Here is a 15593-nt window from a genome sequence, read left to right on the forward strand (position 1 = left end):
CCATAGCGGCCGCCTAACGGGGCGGGTTTTCCTGTGTACCGCCCGGTAGGGAAAGCGACTCCGCCAATAAGGGCGGCGAGCTTGCCCTTGACCTCGATTTCGAAGCCTTTGCGTGCAGGTTTTGGGTGCACCGTAACGCTGTGAACAAGCCGCCGAAAATTTTGGATGAGCGGGCCACGATCATCTGGAGCAGTCGCGTGGTCGGCCAACGCGGTCGAAAGATCATCGACGGTTTTGACATACAGCTGCAAGGTGGCCGGGTGGAGAGCCACGGTTGATGGTGGCTCATCGAGACCACCGAATTGCCCCTCTATCAGAGAAAGCTGTGTCTTAAGTTCTGCGATCCGCTGCTTGGCATCCTCTTCAGCAATCACGCCCCTGATCACAAGGTCGATCGTCCGCTGGAGTTCGCCTTTTAACCGATCGCGCTTGCCTTCTAGCGCTGAGCGCATCGAGTTCGCCCGTGCCGCCAATTCTCGGCGCTCCTGATTATATTTGCGGATGTATGCCTCGATCAGGTCCGGTGCTTTGAGCTCCTCGCGCATGCCATCGAGGACTGCCCGCTCGATCTCGGGCAGGTAAATAATGCGCCGGTTGGAGCAGCTCCCGCTTTCACGAACGGCGGAGCACCTGATACGCGTTTTGCCCGTCTTGTCACGATCGTGAACCGACATACCCGATCCGCAGATGCCGCAGCGAAGTAGGCCGGATAACAGGTGCGACGGACGACGCTTGAAATGAGAGGATGCGTTCACCCTCGCGACTTTGAGAGCCTGTGCCTTTTGCCAAACGTCGTCGTCGACAATGCGAAGATGCGGAACCTCTTTCGTCTGCCACTGGTCCTTCGGATTTGGCCTGGACACGCGCTTGCCAGTATCGGGATTCTTCACCATTCGGACCTTGTTCCAAATGATCCGACCAACGTAGAGTTCATTAAAGAGCAGACCCACCCCGCGTTGGGCATTTCCGTTGATGGTGGAGCCGTTCCAGCGTGTTCCTCGCGGGGGCGCAATCCCATCGCGGTTGAGATCACCAGCTAGGTCTCGCGGGGTTCGACCGGCAGAGTAGGCGTCAAAAATGCGCCGGACAACTTCGGCCTCCCGTTCGACGACTTCAAGTTCGCCAGGACGACCCAAGATAGGTCGATAGCCATAGGCCCGGCCTCCGGCGTGACGTCCATCACGGACAACGCCAGCCATCCCCCTCCGCACCTTCTTGGCGCCATCCTCTCTCTGCATTTGACCGACCAGTCCACGAATACCGATGAGGACCGCATCGGCGATACCATCATGAACTGCCTGGATTTCGATACCGAGAAAAGAGAGCCGCTTATGAAGACCCGCTAGATCCGCCATGTCGCGTGAAAGGCGGTCAAGCGCTTCAACGACTACCGCATCAAACGTTTTTTGACCTGCCGCCTCCAGTAAAGCCAGAAGCCCGTCGCGACCGAACAACGACGCTCCGGAGCGCGCCTTATCCTCATAGACGGCAACGACATCTAGACCGTTGCGAGCTGCATAAGCGCGGCAAAGAGCAATTTGGTCTTCGGTGGACTTTTCGTTTTGAAGCTCGGTCGAAAAACGAGCGTAGATAGCGGCTCGCATCATATCTTGGGAGCCTTCTGGTCGCGATCGGATTCAATCGCAGAACTTCGATCAGTCGATGAGCCGGTAGCGACGAGATGATCGCGCCTGGCATCAGCGATGGCAAGAGCTTCGACGAACTCAAGCATGGCTTTGCGAAGCTCTTCCGGCGCTACCGCAGCGGCGGTTTCGATGGTGGAAGAACCATCGCCTGGGTCTGGTGTCGGCCTCACGAGAGCTAGCATCGCGATGACCCGCGACGAGCAAAGAGACGCGCACCATCAATCGTGCAATTGGCACGCCGCAGCGTATAAATCGGACAGGGGTCAACCGAACGAGGTTCGACGGCGATGTGTTTTCGCCACCGCGTATATCAAGAAGCTCGTTGCGGGGCGTCGCCAAGCTTTCCAACCTGCTCCTATCCGCACCATTCTCTAAGGGAGAGGTGCACCTGGGCTGGGAGCCCGCGCCTACGACGGCGACGCAAAGTTTACGAGACAGGCGCATTCTGCTGTGAACTCTCGTCCGTAAGCGCCATCACAAACTTGGTGGCTTCGTTCCAATATCTCGCCACGTCAGCACGGATCATGGTGCGGTCCGGTCGACTGCGATGTAGAGCCCCTGTGATTGCCTTCAAGTCTTTTAGAACGGAAGCGATATGCGGCCATGGGAAATCGGTGGGATCACCGATATCCCTATCGGCGCCGGCAATCATTTCCAACTTAGCAACAATGCCGACGAGCGATGAGGACCGGAGGTTGGGCATTTCGTCCTGAAGCTTGAGCGCCTCGGTCATGGCAAGAACTTCGGCTTCGCAAGCTATGGCGTATCGAGACGCAGCGTCAGACGTCGCTGCTGATCTTCGACGCGGCGCGGACGCGCCTGCAGTCAATACCTGAATTCCGGTATCGACCATCATTCGCGCCTCCAATCGCTGCTGCACCCGACACAGCATCAGTGAGACATACCGTGCCTGTCGCCACTCGCTCCACAGGGCCAGAACGAGATCGAGAGAGCGGTCGCTATCGATTGGAACCTCAGAGGCGTCATTCATTGCAGATGACCATCATGCTGACGAAGGGGGTTCACTTCATAGCACACAAAACCGCGAATAGGAACTATCGTTCCTGGAATGATCGTTCCATTCGCGAGTTATCTCTCGGGATGGACCTAAAGGAAATTTTCGCTACCAATTTGCGGCACGCCAGAAACAGACGGCATCTGACGCAAGAGGAACTTGCGGAGCGCTCGGGTTTGAGCTCTCGCTACATAGGCGCGATTGAACGTGCTGACGTTTCGGCCAGTGTCACGGTTCTCGGACGCATCGCTGACGCGCTTGGAATGGAGCCGGAAGTTCTCATTCGCAAAGTGAAAAGCAGCCATTCAGAATAGGTACGCGCGTAGCCGCTCGCGAGCGCGCCTCAAAACGGGCGCCGTAGCGAGCGAGCGGCGGCTTTGCGCCTCATAGCTGCCGTTGAGGTGAACTCCGTATTTCTCCAATAGCAGACTGAGCTTCACCGTCCTTCTTTATCAAGAGCTGGTTTGCCGAGTGGTCGTTCCATCGCTGGCAGCCGCTCCCGAATTTACACCATTCCTGCATGCGGATGAGCGGCACCTAACCGCAAGCATGACCTAGCCGTCGGAACGCGGAACTCCAGCAAGGCAGAGGTCATTGTATTGCACGCGCTGCCTGTAAGCCTATTTCGCATGATCGACAGGCGCCTACGCAGTCACCGCACTGCATCAATCACGAAGGAAACGAGTTTCTGAGCTGAAATCTCGCAATGGTTCGGAGGCGTTGCACTGAATCTGGGGTCCCATAAGACGGCGAGCGAGGCGCATAAGCAGGACGCGGCAGCGCGCGTATCTGTCCGTCGGTACTCCTTTGCGTCAATGCCGGCGCGAATAAGCTCTCCCACGAGGCCCTGGAGCCGATTTCGATATTGTCTGTAGGACGGCCAGTTGCTGCTCGCGGCAAGGACAATCAGGCGGTACATTTGCGGATCGCCCTGCTGGGCCTGGAGCAGCAAGCGATGGAGGCCAAGCATCGTTTCTTTCAGTTGGTCCGTTGCACGCGACAGGTCGCCTGCACTGGATGGCTCGAAGCAGAGGTGACTTTCGTAGAAATCAGCTGCGATGGCGTCCCATATCTCTGCCTTTGAGGGGAATATTCGGTACAGGCTTGCGGGAGATTTTCCGAGCAGTCGAGCGATGTCGGCCACTGTCGTTTTCGACGGCCCATAGTGACGACAAGCCGCCGTCCCAGCTTGAATGATCGGCAGTCTCTCGTCGGCTGAATGATCATTGCTCGCAATGCTGTGAAGGGTCATCGTTTCACTCTCAACGGTAAGCTCGGATCACCAATTCGCCTGAAGCTTCGCGCGACGATCAGTAAGAAATCTGCCCGTCCCGTATTTGGCCCGCGTCCGAGGAAAGCTCCCGTTTTAGGATCTCGCGAGCCTTGGGGCTGATGACTGCGGCTGGGGCGGCAATGGCCACCCGCGCTGCCGAACCGGCCAAATCGGCGGTCGTGACTCCGATCTTGTCGGCGTAAGTTGCCTCTTCTCCGGCTAGGCTTTGTCCTGCAAGCCGTCGCCCGAGCACCCGCACAATGTCGGGGGTATCGGCAAACGCGCTGTGGCCGAGTGGATCGCGGGGTGTGATGTCGCTGGTGTCGATAACCGAAACGCCAAGCTCTTCGAGCACTGAAGCATAGGGCCTGAGATCGGTTCCACCGACGCGGCTAACTCCCCCCGAAAGCAGCCGGGAGATTTGCAGGGCCTTGTCATTGGTCGACGTGAAGATCGTGAAATGCGGTCGGGTGGCGCCCATCTCGATGAACTGGCGGCGAAACACGTCGATGTCGATATCCGGCGACGCGAAAACCACGTTCCTGACTTTCGTCGGGATGGTGTGGTCGCGCATTGCGATATCGCGCAGCGCCTCGGCCGTCAGCCATGCGCCCATTGAGTGAGCCAGGATCGTCACGTCGGCGACGTCGGGACTGCTCGTGGCCTGGAGGATCAGGTCTTCCAAGGCGCGACGTGAGTAGTTGGTGCTTTCCTTGTCATAGAGATAATCGAATGGATCCCCGCGCGACGGCCATGTGAAGAGAATCGGCGCTGCATCGGTTCCGGTATCGTGAACGATCTGAACGAAGCGGAAGACGGCATCGGCGTATGTGTTGTTGAAGCCGTGCACGAAGATAAGCACCTGGCGCTTGCCGTTGCGGTTCTTGCGAACCCATTCAAGAGCTGCGCGTTGCGAGGCGATTTTGTCCACGCTGAGTACCGCAAACTCCTTTTCGGGATCGGGTGTCGCGAGCAGAGGCCACTGGATCTCTCCGACCGTGCGGTTCCGATCGGGAGGAATGGAGACGACTATCCTGTTGAGCGAGATCGCCGTTCCGCGATCGCCACTATAGAGCTGACCGCGATCCTCAGATGGCTTGCGCGTCGTCGCGACCAGCATGTCGACGTGACCGGTATCACTGGCGGCAAAGGGGATAGGTTGAAAGACGTGTTCGGGTCGAGTGGCGCAGCTGACCAGCAGGCACATCATCGCAGGAACCAGCAGGCCTCGCCGCCAACGCACAGGAACCCTCACCCTCGGCCAAGCGTAACGTTCTCGTCTCATCGGACCACGGCCAGACTTCGCAGAAACTGATCGGCGGCCAGGACGACGAAAGCGACCACGGTCATCATCAGGGCGCGCCGGAAGCGCGTCTGCTTGATGATCCTGACGCGAGACACCTTGAGCAGTTCGGCCCCAAGAACGGAGGTCCAATCGGAGGTTAGCGCCTCATGGACGAACTCCTCGATATTGGCGAATGCATGGGGGTCGACATAATAAACGCGCTGCTTGGAGCCACAGAAATTCTTCGTGACAAGATCCTTTTCCGCGCGGGTCCGGCTCGGGTGAATCACCTGCCCGAACTGCAGAATCGGCATGATGAGAACGCCCCAGACGCCTGCGAAGAACAATGGCCCGAGCGGCGCGTGCGTCGGCAGGAGATCGCCGAAATGGAGCACCAGATTTAGCGCCAGGATGTAGCCCACGCCGACGATTTGCGCCTTTGTGTCATAGGCGCGTACCGTCGTCTGCGCTTCCTGCAGAGCAGCGAGCAGCATCTTGTCGGTGTAGTCGCGGGTGTTGCCTCGTCCGGGCATCGTGGAATCCGTTTGAAGAATTTGGCTGGAGGACCCTGCGGTCCACCCAGCTTCGTTCACTTTCAGCCATCCCGCCGGGATAGCCCCTTCGCCAGCTACTGCATGAACCAGCCGTGGCTGACGACTATCGACTGACCGGTGAGGGCGTTCGAGGGGAACGCGGCGATGAATGTTGCGGTCTCGGCCACGTCGGAGACCGTGGTAAACTCACCGTCGACAGTCTCCCTCAACATCATCGTGCGGACCACCTCCGCCTCAGAGATGCCGAGCTCGCGCGCCTGCTCGGGAATCTGTTTCTCAACGAGCGGCGTGCGCACGAAGCCTGGGCAGATCACATTGGCGCGAACACCATGCGCGGCTCCTTCCCTGGCAACGACCTTGGCCAGACCGATGAGGCCGTGCTTAGCGGTGACATAAGGAGCCTTTAGGGGCGAAGCCTCCTTGGAATGCACGGAGCCCATGTAAATGATTGAACCGCCCTTTTGACGGTACATCTGGCGCAGCGCGGCGCGCGTCGTCAGGAAGGCGCCGTCCAAATGGATACCCATCATGGTCTTCCATTTGGCGAATTCGAACTCGACGAGCGGCGCCACGATCTGGATTCCTGCATTGCTGACGAGAATGTCTAGGCTCCCGAAAGCCTCGACGACACGGGACATGCCCGCCTCCACCTGTTCTTCGTTGGTGACATCCATAGTGAGGCCGAGGGCGCGCTCTCCGCTTGGATCAATGTCTCGAGCAGCTGCTGCGGTTCGGTCCCGGTCGAGATCGGCGACGACGACCGTCGCGCCCTCGCGAATGAAAGTGAGCGCGATCTCCTTGCCTATGCCGCCCGCGGCACCGGTGACGACGGCCACCTTGCCGAGCAGCCGGCGGCCTGCATTCATGGCCTCCCGGTCAGCAATCTCAAAATGCGAGGTCATAGGTCTTTCCTTTCGCTGCTTTATGGGGAGGAGTTGCCAGGTAGTCATGCACGACCCTGCCAAGCCCAAGCGTCAGGTCGGCGATTAGGTGAACGGCCGAGACGACCTCATGCACCGGCAGCTCCGACAGCGGCGCGAGTGCGTGCGAGCTGAGATCGAGGGCGGCCGGCCCAGTCCAGGCGCCTTTGAGGTGCACATCCTGTAAGTGGTATTCGACGAGTTCGCAGATACGGGGCGTGCCGTCCACGTGAGGGATGATCTTCAGGAGGAAGTTCGGCTCCTGGAGCGAAGCAAGTACTGCCGTTCGATCCGCCGGTCGGTGCTTGAAGCCCATGGTGCCGGTAGCTACACGCACTCGGCCGTAGTCGAGCGTGCCGACCAACGTGTCCGTCTCGATACCCAGTGATGGGTTCGCAAGCTTCTTTGGAAAACCCCAAAGCTCGCGCCCGCCCGCGATCGGGGGCTCATCATTCAGGAACATGCAATGCGAGTAGCTGCCGGGGTTCCCTCGGAACCTCACCGGGATCACTTGACCGGATTCGGTGTAGTCGCCAAAACCGGTTGAGTCCGGCATGCGGATGAACTCGTATTTCACCAGCGGCCGATGTTCGTCAACCTCGAGCGGCTCAGGCACAAGCGCCCTCAGCCGCACCGGGTCGGTCCGGTAGGTGATGATCAGATATTCGCGGTTTGCGAAGCGGTAGGGACCCGGCGGAAAAGCTGGGCTTGTCAGCGGCATTGAGAAGGCGCGCTGGCGCACTTCGTTCTCGTTCATTGTAGATTTCCTTTTTCGGGCATAAGACGGGTTACTCGCGCCCGTGCTGGGACAGATCGAAAGTCGAAACACCATCGATTGTGGCGGGCCGCTCTAGAACTTCGGGATGGCGAAGCGTTTTGACCGCGTCGTGGTAGCCGGCGCGCCAATGGTCCGTCATGGCGAGGCGAGAGAACTCATAATCCTTGGAGTGCCCCTCATAGGCCCGACCGCGATAAATGAGGTGCACGAGGCTGTAGACCTTTTGATCAGCCTCTGCGCTCAGAAGCCTGGCCTCGGCCGTGTCATGCAGTTCGTCAGGTAGCTTCGACAGAAGGCTGCCTAGCGCCGAGCGGAGGCGCTGTACCCGCTTAAACTGATCGGTGTTGGCGCGGGTTCGGCTTGAATACTGGATCTCTTTCTGACGGGTGGTGACCTCGGCAATGTTGCGGGGAATTTCCCCTTGCGCGCTCCATAGATCCACCTGGAAGGCAAGGGTGTCCTGGCGGGGAGTGGACTCCGCCACCCATTGCAGGGGCGTATTCGAGATGAGGCCGCCGTCCCAATAGAACTCGCCACCGATTTCGACGGGAGGAAAGCCGGGCGGCAGCGCGCCGCTCGCCATCACGTGTTCGGGCCGGATGACATGGGTCGTGTTGTCGAAATAGACGAAGTTGCCGGTGCGCACATTGACCGCGCCAATGCTGAACCGCATCTCGCCGGAATTGATGCGCTCGAAGTCGACAAACCGCTCAAGGGTCGCCTTCAGCTGTTTGGTTTCGTAGTAGCTTGTGGCCTCGATCGTACCGTCTGGATAGAGCCAAGGCACGACCAACCGAGGTGAAAAGAAGCCGGCGGCGCCGCCAAGGAGGGCGGAGGTCGAACCGATCTGACTGAGGAGCCCACGTGCTACATCACCCGTCGGAAGCGGCGCGCCACAGCCAACAAACCACTCAAGGAGAGGATTGGCGCTGACGGCCTCCCAGAACGCCTTAAGTCGTGTGACCCGCTGGTCAGGTGCATTGCCGGCGATGATCGCGGCATTGATAGCGCCGATCGAAATCCCAGCAACCCAATCGCAATGCAGATCTGCTTCGGCCAGTGCCTCATAGACGCCGGCTTGGTAAGATCCGAGCGCCCCACCACCTTGCAGCAGGAGAGCGATGCAATCGAAGCTCGGGCGCGCAGAACGCTGGTGTGATCTCCGCATCGGCAGACGTTGCGCCGCCGCGGCTCGCACTGCTGATCCATTCGTCATGGTTATACTCCGAGGAACAACGCAAGCCGCGCCTGATCGGCCGCTGCTTGCGCTTTTGGCGCGCTGATTGCTTCGAGAAACCCGGCCACCAACGGCATTGTGCTCGCCGTGAGCTCAAACTCTCCGGGGGCGCGGAGCCAATCGAGAACCGATCCATTGACCAAAAGCAGGAGCGCGCGCGCGGCCAATTCCGGCGAGAGGATAGGCGCGAGCCGGCCGCGGGTTGCGGCGAGTGCTATCACGGACTCGAACAATTTCTGGAGCGCCAGGTCCGCTTCCCGCTGACGCGTAACCACCGGCTGCAAGTCCTCGGAATATTCGCAACGCAGCCAAAGTATTGTAAGGATGCGGGAACGTTCGGGATGGGTTTCGAACGCCTGCAGCCCCTCCCGGATTGCGTCGGCCAGCTCTCGCAATGGATCAAGGTCAGGCTGAGTGGAGAGGCGAGCCGTAAGGCGATCGCCAACCGCCTCGTTCGGCATATTGGCCCGCCGCTCCAGGGCAGCGAATATCTCCTGCTTGTCGCGGAAATGCCAGTAGACGGCCCCGCGCGTTACGCCTGCGGCACTTGCGATCTGTTCCAGGGTGGCACGGGTTACGCCGCGCTCGAGGAAGACGTCGACGGCTGCAGCCAAGACGGCCTCGCGTGTCTGTTCGGCCTCGGCCTTGGTGCGTCTCATCAGTGAAATCCTTCCTCTGCGTCAATTTTTACATACATTCACGACTTTCCCTATTTACATACATGCACGAATGTATATAAGCAAGCCCGAAATTGTCGAGGCCGGCGGCGAATTTCGTCGGACTGGCCACAACAGAGGGTCTGTCATGAAGTCCGCATCCACACTTGCCTGCCTGGGATTAACCGTCTTTACGTGCGTTGGTGCGTCCGCGCCGCCACCACCGGAGATCCGCCCTGTGCGAACCGTGGTCGCCTCCGCCAGCACCGAAGGGGAGCCCGTTTCGCTCACGGGCCATGTTCGCGCACGCACCGAGGAGAACCTTGCCTTCCGCATTGACGGCCGGATGATTAGCCGAAACGCCAGTGTGGGGCAGGTGGTCCAGCCGGGCGACATCGTCGCCGAAATCGATCCGCAGCCGCAGCAGGATGGACTGCATGCCGCGCAGGCGCAGAACGAGGCAGCGCAAGCAGCCGTCCACGAAGCCGCCAACACCCTGGAGCGTCAAAGGACACTGCTCGGGCAGGGCTGGACCACCCGGGCCCAGTTCGATGCCGCCGAGAGGGCATATCTGAGCGCGAAAGCCCAGGTGGATTCCACGGCGGCCTTATTGCACACGGCCCAGGACCAGTTCGGCTACACCAAGCTGGTCGCCGACTCGTCCGGCGCCGTGATCGCCACCGGGGCCGAGGCCGGGGAGGTTGTCAGGGCTGGTCAGACGATTGTCATGGTCGCGCACGGTGACGGTGCCGACGCGGTATTCGATGTTCCTGCGAGTCTCATGAGTCAGGTCGCTCCTGATGCGCCGATCGACATCGCGCTGACCGATGATCCGTCGGTGCGAGCCGTTGGCAAGGTGCGTGAGGTGGCGCCACAGGCTGATCCCGTCACCCGGAGCTATCGGGTTAAAGTTGGGCTCAGCGCCTGGCCGAAGGCGATGCGCCTTGGGGCAACAGTGACCGGTCAGGCGCATATGCAGCTCGCGGGCGGTATCGAGCTGCCGGCAACTGCCCTGACGACGGCAGGGGACCGGCCGGCGGTCTGGATCGTCGACGGCAAAACGCAGCAAGTCTCGCTTCGAACCGTCGACCTGCTTAGACAGGATTCTTCCCATATTGTGATATCGCAGGGGGTCGAGCGCGGCGAAATCGTGGTGACCGCCGGCGTGCATGCGCTGAGGCCCGGCCAAAACGTCCGGCTGCTGGGAGCTTCCCAATGAACCGCTTTAATCTCTCCGCTTGGGCGCTCGCGCATCGTTCGGTCGTCTACTATCTGATGCTCGCTGTCCTGGTCCTTGGCATTGGGGCCTACCTGCAGCTCGGCCGCAACGAGGATCCTACCTTCACCATTAAGACCATGGTGGTGCAGGCGAGATGGCCTGGCGCCACGCTCGACGACACGCTGCACCAGGTAACCGAACGCCTGGAGCGAAAACTTCAGGAAACGCCTCATCTCGACTACCTGAAGAGCTACACTAAGGCCGGTGAGTCCACCGTCTTCGTATATCTGAAGGGATCGACGGCCCCGAAGACGGTGGCGGACACTTGGTATCAGGTGCGCAAGAAAATCGAAGACATCAGGCTGACCTTGCCGCAGGGCGTGATCGGCCCGGTAGCTGATGATGAGTTCGGCGACACCTACGGCATCATCTATGGTTTCACGGCCGATGGGTACACCAACCGCGAGTTACGAGACTACGTGGAAAACGTTCGTTCTCGGCTCTTGCAGGTGCCCGATGTCGCCAAGGTAAATTTGATCGGCGCGCAGCCTGAGCGCATCTATATCGAGTTCTCGCCTCAAAAGCTCGCGGGCTACGGCCTTACCGCGGAGGCTCTGACAACAGCGCTGCAGGCTCAAAACGTCGTGGTTCCCTCGGGTGAGATCGTCACCGATCAGGAAGGCATCAAACTGCAGGTAAGCGGCGCGCTGAAATCCGAGAAGGATATCCTCGCCGTCAACTTCGCGGTGGGCGACCGCATCATTCGCCTTGCCGACATCGCTCAAGTGCGCCGCGAGGATGCCAACCCGCCCGATCCAATCTTTCGCATCAACGGCAAGCCTGGCCTAGGCCTCGGGATCTCCATGCGCGACGGCGGCGACGTCCTGGCGCTCGGTCGCAACGTCGAAGAAACGATAAAGGAACTCAGGAAGGACTTGCCGGTCGGCATCGAGCCCACAATGATCGCCAACCAGCCGGAGACAGTCAGTCATGCGATCGGCGACTTCATGGAAGCGCTGTGGGAAGCGATCGCCATCGTCCTCGTCGTGAGCATTTTGAGCCTGGGCTTCCGCGCCGGCTCCGTTGTCGCGATCTCGATTCCTTTGGTCCTTGCGATCGTGTTCGCGGCAATGCTGGCCTTGGGCATCGACCTTCAGCGTATCTCGCTTGGTGCCCTCATCATCGCTCTGGGCCTGTTGGTCGACGATGCCATGATCACCATCGAGACCATGGTGAGCCGGCTCGAACGTGGCGACGACAAGCCGACCGCGGCCGTCTTCGCCTACGCTTCGACCGCCATGCCGCGGCTTGCCGGCACGCTCGTCACTGTCGCCGGCTTTGTGCCGGTTGGCTTTGCGCGCAGCGACGCGGGCGAATACACTTTCTCGCTCTTCGCCGTGGTGGCGCTGTCTCTAATCGCTTCCTGGGTGGTGTCAGGCCTCTTTGCCCCCGTCGTGGGCGTCGCGCTCTTGGGAAAGCCAAAGCATTCGCATAGTGAAATGCTGAGCGCGCCGATGCGCTTGTTCAAGCGTGCTCTGCTGGCTGCAATGCGCGCCAAATGGATCACCATCCTGGTGACGGCGGGTCTCTTCGCTGCAGCCCTGGCCGGAGCCCGTCTCATCCCGCAGCAGTTCTTTCCGTCCTCCGATCGGCCTGAGTTATTGGTGGATCTGAAGCTGCAAGACAACGCGTCGATTCTCGCGACAAACGAGGTCGTGCAACAGTTCGACGAGATCGTGGCCGCCGATCCCGACGTCGAGCATTTCTCGACCTATGTCGGTCAGGGCGCCATTCGCTTTTATTTGCCGCTCGACGTAGCCCTGCCGAATCCGTTCTTCGCGCAGTCGGTCATTGTCACCGAAGGGCTTAAGGAACGCGAGCAGGTTCGCGCGCGTCTCGAGAAGGCTTTGGCGACGCGGTTCCCGCAGGTTGTCGCGCGTGTCAATCCGCTGGAACTCGGTCCGCCTGTCGGCTGGCCGGTGAAATACCGAGTGGACGGACCGGATCCGGCCCAAGTTCGCTCCATTGCTCTGCAGGTTGCCGATGCCCTGGGCAAGACGGCTGGGCTCCGCAACGTCAACTTCGACTGGGTCGAGCCATCACGGGTTATGCGTGTCCGCGTTGACCAGGACCAGGCGAGACAGCTGGGCCTTAGCTCCGCCGTGGTGGCGACCGCGCTCAATGCCATTGTCTCCGGCACGACGATGACGCAGGTTCGCGACGATATTTACCTGGTCGACGTGGTCGCGCGCGCCGAGCAGACCGAGCGGACCTCTCTTGAATCGCTTCGCTCATTGCAGATCCCGCTGCCGGGCGGGCGGGTGGTTCCACTACGGCAGATCGCAACCTTTGACTATTCCCAGGAATACCCAATCGTCTGGCGGCGCGATCGCGTTCCAACCCTCACCGTGCAGGCCGACGTTGTGCCGGGTGTGCTGCCAGCAACGGCCGTGAAGGCCTTTGAGCCTCAACTTGGCAAACTCGTGGCGGCGCTGCCGAGCGGCTATCACATCGCGACTGGCGGCTCGGTGGAGGAGAGTGGCAAAGCCCAGGCTTCGGTTATGGCGGTGCTGCCGGCGATGGGTCTGCTTGTGCTGACGATCCTGATGTTCCAGCTACAGAGCTTCCAGCGCATGTTCCTGGTGTTGAGCGTTGCTCCGCTCGGCATCATTGGCGTGGTGGCGGCCCTGCTGCTTGCACAAGCTCCGATGGGCTTTGTGGCGATCCTGGGTGTGCTGGCGCTGACCGGCATGATCGCGCGCAATTCGGTCATCCTGATCGATCAGATCGAGACCGAAAGGAGGACCGGCGCCCATCCGTGGGACGCTGTCGTCACAGCCGCGATCCACCGGACACGCCCGATCTTGCTCACGGCAGCAGCCGCGACACTTGGCATGGTGCCGATCGCGCCGACTGTCTTCTGGGGGCCAATGGCCTTCGCCATCATCGGCGGCCTCGCCGTCGCGACGGTCCTTACCCTGATCTTCCTGCCGGCTCTCTATGTCGCGTGGTTCCGGATCAGTGAACCGCTTCAGGCTGAATCCTGCACGGAGCCCGCGGAGACAGGAATCCTCGCGTTGCAGGCGTGATCAATAGGCGGGCCACGGATCGGCCGTGGCTCGCCTCGCGGGATTCAGGAATAGCTTTGCCCCGACCTACAAACCGAACGGCATCTGTGGCAGCCCCGGCCGTACCAGCGAATCCGCGGGAACGTTTCGGTTCGCGCCCAAAGCGCGCGGCTGGTCCATTTTCGCTGAATAAATGAGGTTCTACATGATATGCATAGCATGCAGCCGCCTATTTAATGATCGCCCGGTGCGGTACTACTTCTGCTCGTCGATGTGCTGGGAGGACGCCAAGGCAAACACCCCTTGGAGGATCCTCGCACACGGTTGGGACCCTTCCTTTGCGCCTGTAAAGCTCACTACTACCGCTTACTTTCCTAAGCCATTCGAGTCACGCCAGCGTACGGGCACTCTACGCGATATGAGTGCCCGTCGCACCGACGCGGTCAGCCGGTTCTTAATTTAGCCGTTTCCATTCCTTGGCGTGCTGCTCGTGCGCAACAGCTTCAAATGCTGCGCTTGTCTCTGAGCAGCGCTCTCAGAAGATTTGAAGTTGGGGCCTAAGCCGCCGCTGTGCTTGCCAATAGGCGAACGCCAGCCAAGCCAGTGCCGGCGATCAGAGTCGACCGATTTATAGAGGTCCAGGTGAAGTATGTGGAGTCGATCTCATGTTGATCCGCCAAATGGGGATCGGCTGCCGATCTCGTGCCATCGTGCCGGAATGCTGGTGATCAGGACCGCGACGATACCGGTAACGAAAATGCCATCGAATGTCCCAGCTCCGCCAATCGACACAATCGGAGCTTGAAGATGCGCCAGCTTGTCAAAATTGAGAAGATCGGCGCCAATCAGCGTGCCGAGAGATCCGGCAATATAAGCAAGCGGGGCCGGGCGTTCGCGTAGGAGAATTAGCGCTGCAAATATGGCCGCAGTTGCGGGAACGAATGCCGGAACGGCTATGCCAACCCCGGGAATCAGAGACGAAAACCAGTAGCAAATCGCCGCTACAACGACCGTTGCCAGCAGCCCTTTCAGCCAGAGCTGCCATCGGGTGAGAAGATACGCCGACAAGATCACTGGAATGACCGCTCCTCCCACATTGATCGCAAGGACAGTACCACCCCAATCAGTCGCGGAGGCACCTTGATAATGCATACCAAAGAAACCTGCTGCCTGATTGGTCATTGCGGTGCCTTGTGAAATCACAGCCAAGGGGATGTTGATGTAGCTTCCGATTAGGGAAGCAAACAGTAAGAGCACCGCCCCGGCCGGGCTTACTCCCAACTGCTCGTACGCATATTTTACCAGCCGCAGAGGCAGCAGCACGAAAACGACGAAAAACAGAACGACCAGAATGAAGAAGGAATGGACCGATAGAGGAAGATACCAAAACTGAGTGAAGTTCATCGGAATTCTTCCGTCCGGACTCGCGGTTATGGGAGTGGCGGTCGGTTCTTATCGCCCGTAGCCGCGCTGCATTTCGGTCACGGTGGTCGGCGAAGCGTTCACGACAGTTCTCCTTTCCACCACGTGATTGAGCAGGCGTTTGTCGGTCAGGCCTGCTCCTTCCTGGATCGCATTCCCTTCAGCATTGACAGGACCGCAGGGACGAGCAGTTTTCGCGCAGCGACATCCAGCGGATTGTGCGCGAGTTCGGTTATGTTCGCCCTGACGTTCTTGAGTTCCTGACCGACTGCCTCGATGGTAAGTTTCAGGTCACGCGCGTCCGCTTCGATGGAGTCGACAGCCATTTTTCGGACTTCGAAGGCGAGTTCGAGTTCCGGTCCGGGCCTGGACTTGCTGGCGAGAAGCAGCACGATGGCGGCGATCACAATGTCGATCAGGGCGACGGCGGCGGCCGCCCATGCTTGGCCGATGGACACCTGCAGGGCGTAGAAGCCGGCGATGTTGACCATCCCCAGCCCGAACACTGCAATGAGGCCAG

General features: G+C 59.9%; 14 protein-coding genes. 3 read left to right on the top strand and 11 right to left on the bottom strand.

Translation table 11 applies throughout. From position 1 onward, the window contains the following. Both EOA23_RS21560 and EOA23_RS21565 read right to left on the bottom strand, forming a co-directional pair. On the bottom strand, window positions 1-1607 hold a 1607-nt coding region (locus EOA23_RS21560), incomplete at its 3' end, for a recombinase family protein (RefSeq protein WP_127305621.1). A 466-nt stretch (window positions 1608-2073) separates the two neighbouring features. Beyond that, on the bottom strand, window positions 2074-2502 hold the full coding sequence (locus EOA23_RS21565; protein WP_127305622.1) for a hypothetical protein: 429 nt from the start codon (window positions 2500-2502) through the stop codon (window positions 2074-2076). A 245-nt stretch (window positions 2503-2747) separates the two neighbouring features. Between EOA23_RS21565 and EOA23_RS21570 the strand changes: the two genes are divergently transcribed. Then, complete coding sequence (locus EOA23_RS21570) at window positions 2748-2975, top strand: helix-turn-helix transcriptional regulator (protein WP_127305631.1); 228 nt, start codon at window positions 2748-2750, stop codon at window positions 2973-2975. A 338-nt stretch (window positions 2976-3313) separates the two neighbouring features. Here the strand turns inward: EOA23_RS21570 and EOA23_RS21575 are convergent, their stop codons facing one another. The 7 genes from EOA23_RS21575 to EOA23_RS21605 all read right to left on the bottom strand — a co-directional run bounded on the left by EOA23_RS21575 (window position 3314) and on the right by EOA23_RS21605 (window position 9367). Further along, complete coding sequence (locus EOA23_RS21575; RefSeq protein ID WP_127305623.1) at window positions 3314-3913, bottom strand: TetR/AcrR family transcriptional regulator; 600 nt, start codon at window positions 3911-3913, stop codon at window positions 3314-3316. A 58-nt stretch (window positions 3914-3971) separates the two neighbouring features. Further along, window positions 3972-5141 (bottom strand): alpha/beta hydrolase, encoded by a 1170-nt coding sequence (locus EOA23_RS21580; protein WP_245474289.1) that lies wholly within the window; start codon window positions 5139-5141, stop codon window positions 3972-3974. Between the two features lie 74 nt (window positions 5142-5215). Further along, window positions 5216-5812, bottom strand: a complete 597-nt coding sequence (locus EOA23_RS21585) for a hypothetical protein (RefSeq protein WP_245474286.1) — start codon at window positions 5810-5812, stop codon at window positions 5216-5218. Between the two features lie 35 nt (window positions 5813-5847). Further along, window positions 5848-6675 (bottom strand): 3-hydroxybutyrate dehydrogenase, encoded by an 828-nt coding sequence (locus EOA23_RS21590; protein ID WP_245474287.1) that lies wholly within the window; start codon window positions 6673-6675, stop codon window positions 5848-5850. Further along, window positions 6659-7450 (bottom strand): acetoacetate decarboxylase, encoded by a 792-nt coding sequence (locus EOA23_RS21595; protein ID WP_127305624.1) that lies wholly within the window; start codon window positions 7448-7450, stop codon window positions 6659-6661. Before EOA23_RS21595 ends, EOA23_RS21590 begins: the two co-directional genes overlap by 17 nt. Before the next feature lie 31 nt (window positions 7451-7481). After that, a complete protein-coding gene (locus tag EOA23_RS21600) occupies window positions 7482-8639 on the bottom strand; it encodes a DUF3734 domain-containing protein (protein WP_210212499.1) in 1158 nt (385 codons plus the stop codon). Between the two features lie 50 nt (window positions 8640-8689). Continuing rightward, a complete protein-coding gene (locus EOA23_RS21605; RefSeq protein ID WP_127305626.1) occupies window positions 8690-9367 on the bottom strand; it encodes a TetR family transcriptional regulator in 678 nt (225 codons plus the stop codon). A gap of 145 nt (window positions 9368-9512) precedes the next feature. Here EOA23_RS21605 and EOA23_RS21610 point away from each other — a divergent pair, with 145 nt between their 5' ends. Both EOA23_RS21610 and EOA23_RS21615 read left to right on the top strand, forming a co-directional pair. Continuing rightward, a complete protein-coding gene (locus EOA23_RS21610; protein WP_189341660.1) occupies window positions 9513-10583 on the top strand; it encodes an efflux RND transporter periplasmic adaptor subunit in 1071 nt (356 codons plus the stop codon). Further along, on the top strand, window positions 10580-13672 hold the full coding sequence (locus EOA23_RS21615; RefSeq protein ID WP_127305628.1) for an efflux RND transporter permease subunit: 3093 nt from the start codon (window positions 10580-10582) through the stop codon (window positions 13670-13672). Before EOA23_RS21610 ends, EOA23_RS21615 begins: the two co-directional genes overlap by 4 nt. A 642-nt stretch (window positions 13673-14314) precedes the next feature. Here EOA23_RS21615 and EOA23_RS21620 read toward each other — a convergent pair. Beyond that, on the bottom strand, window positions 14315-15055 hold the full coding sequence (locus EOA23_RS21620) for a DUF1614 domain-containing protein (protein WP_127305629.1): 741 nt from the start codon (window positions 15053-15055) through the stop codon (window positions 14315-14317). Window positions 15056-15201: 146 nt separating this feature from the next. Next, the coding region (locus EOA23_RS21625) for a hypothetical protein (RefSeq protein WP_210212498.1) at window positions 15202-15593 on the bottom strand (392 nt) is incomplete at its 5' end.

Source organism: Mesorhizobium sp. M2A.F.Ca.ET.042.01.1.1 (assembly GCF_003997405.1).
GTDB lineage: Bacteria > Pseudomonadota > Alphaproteobacteria > Rhizobiales > Rhizobiaceae > Mesorhizobium.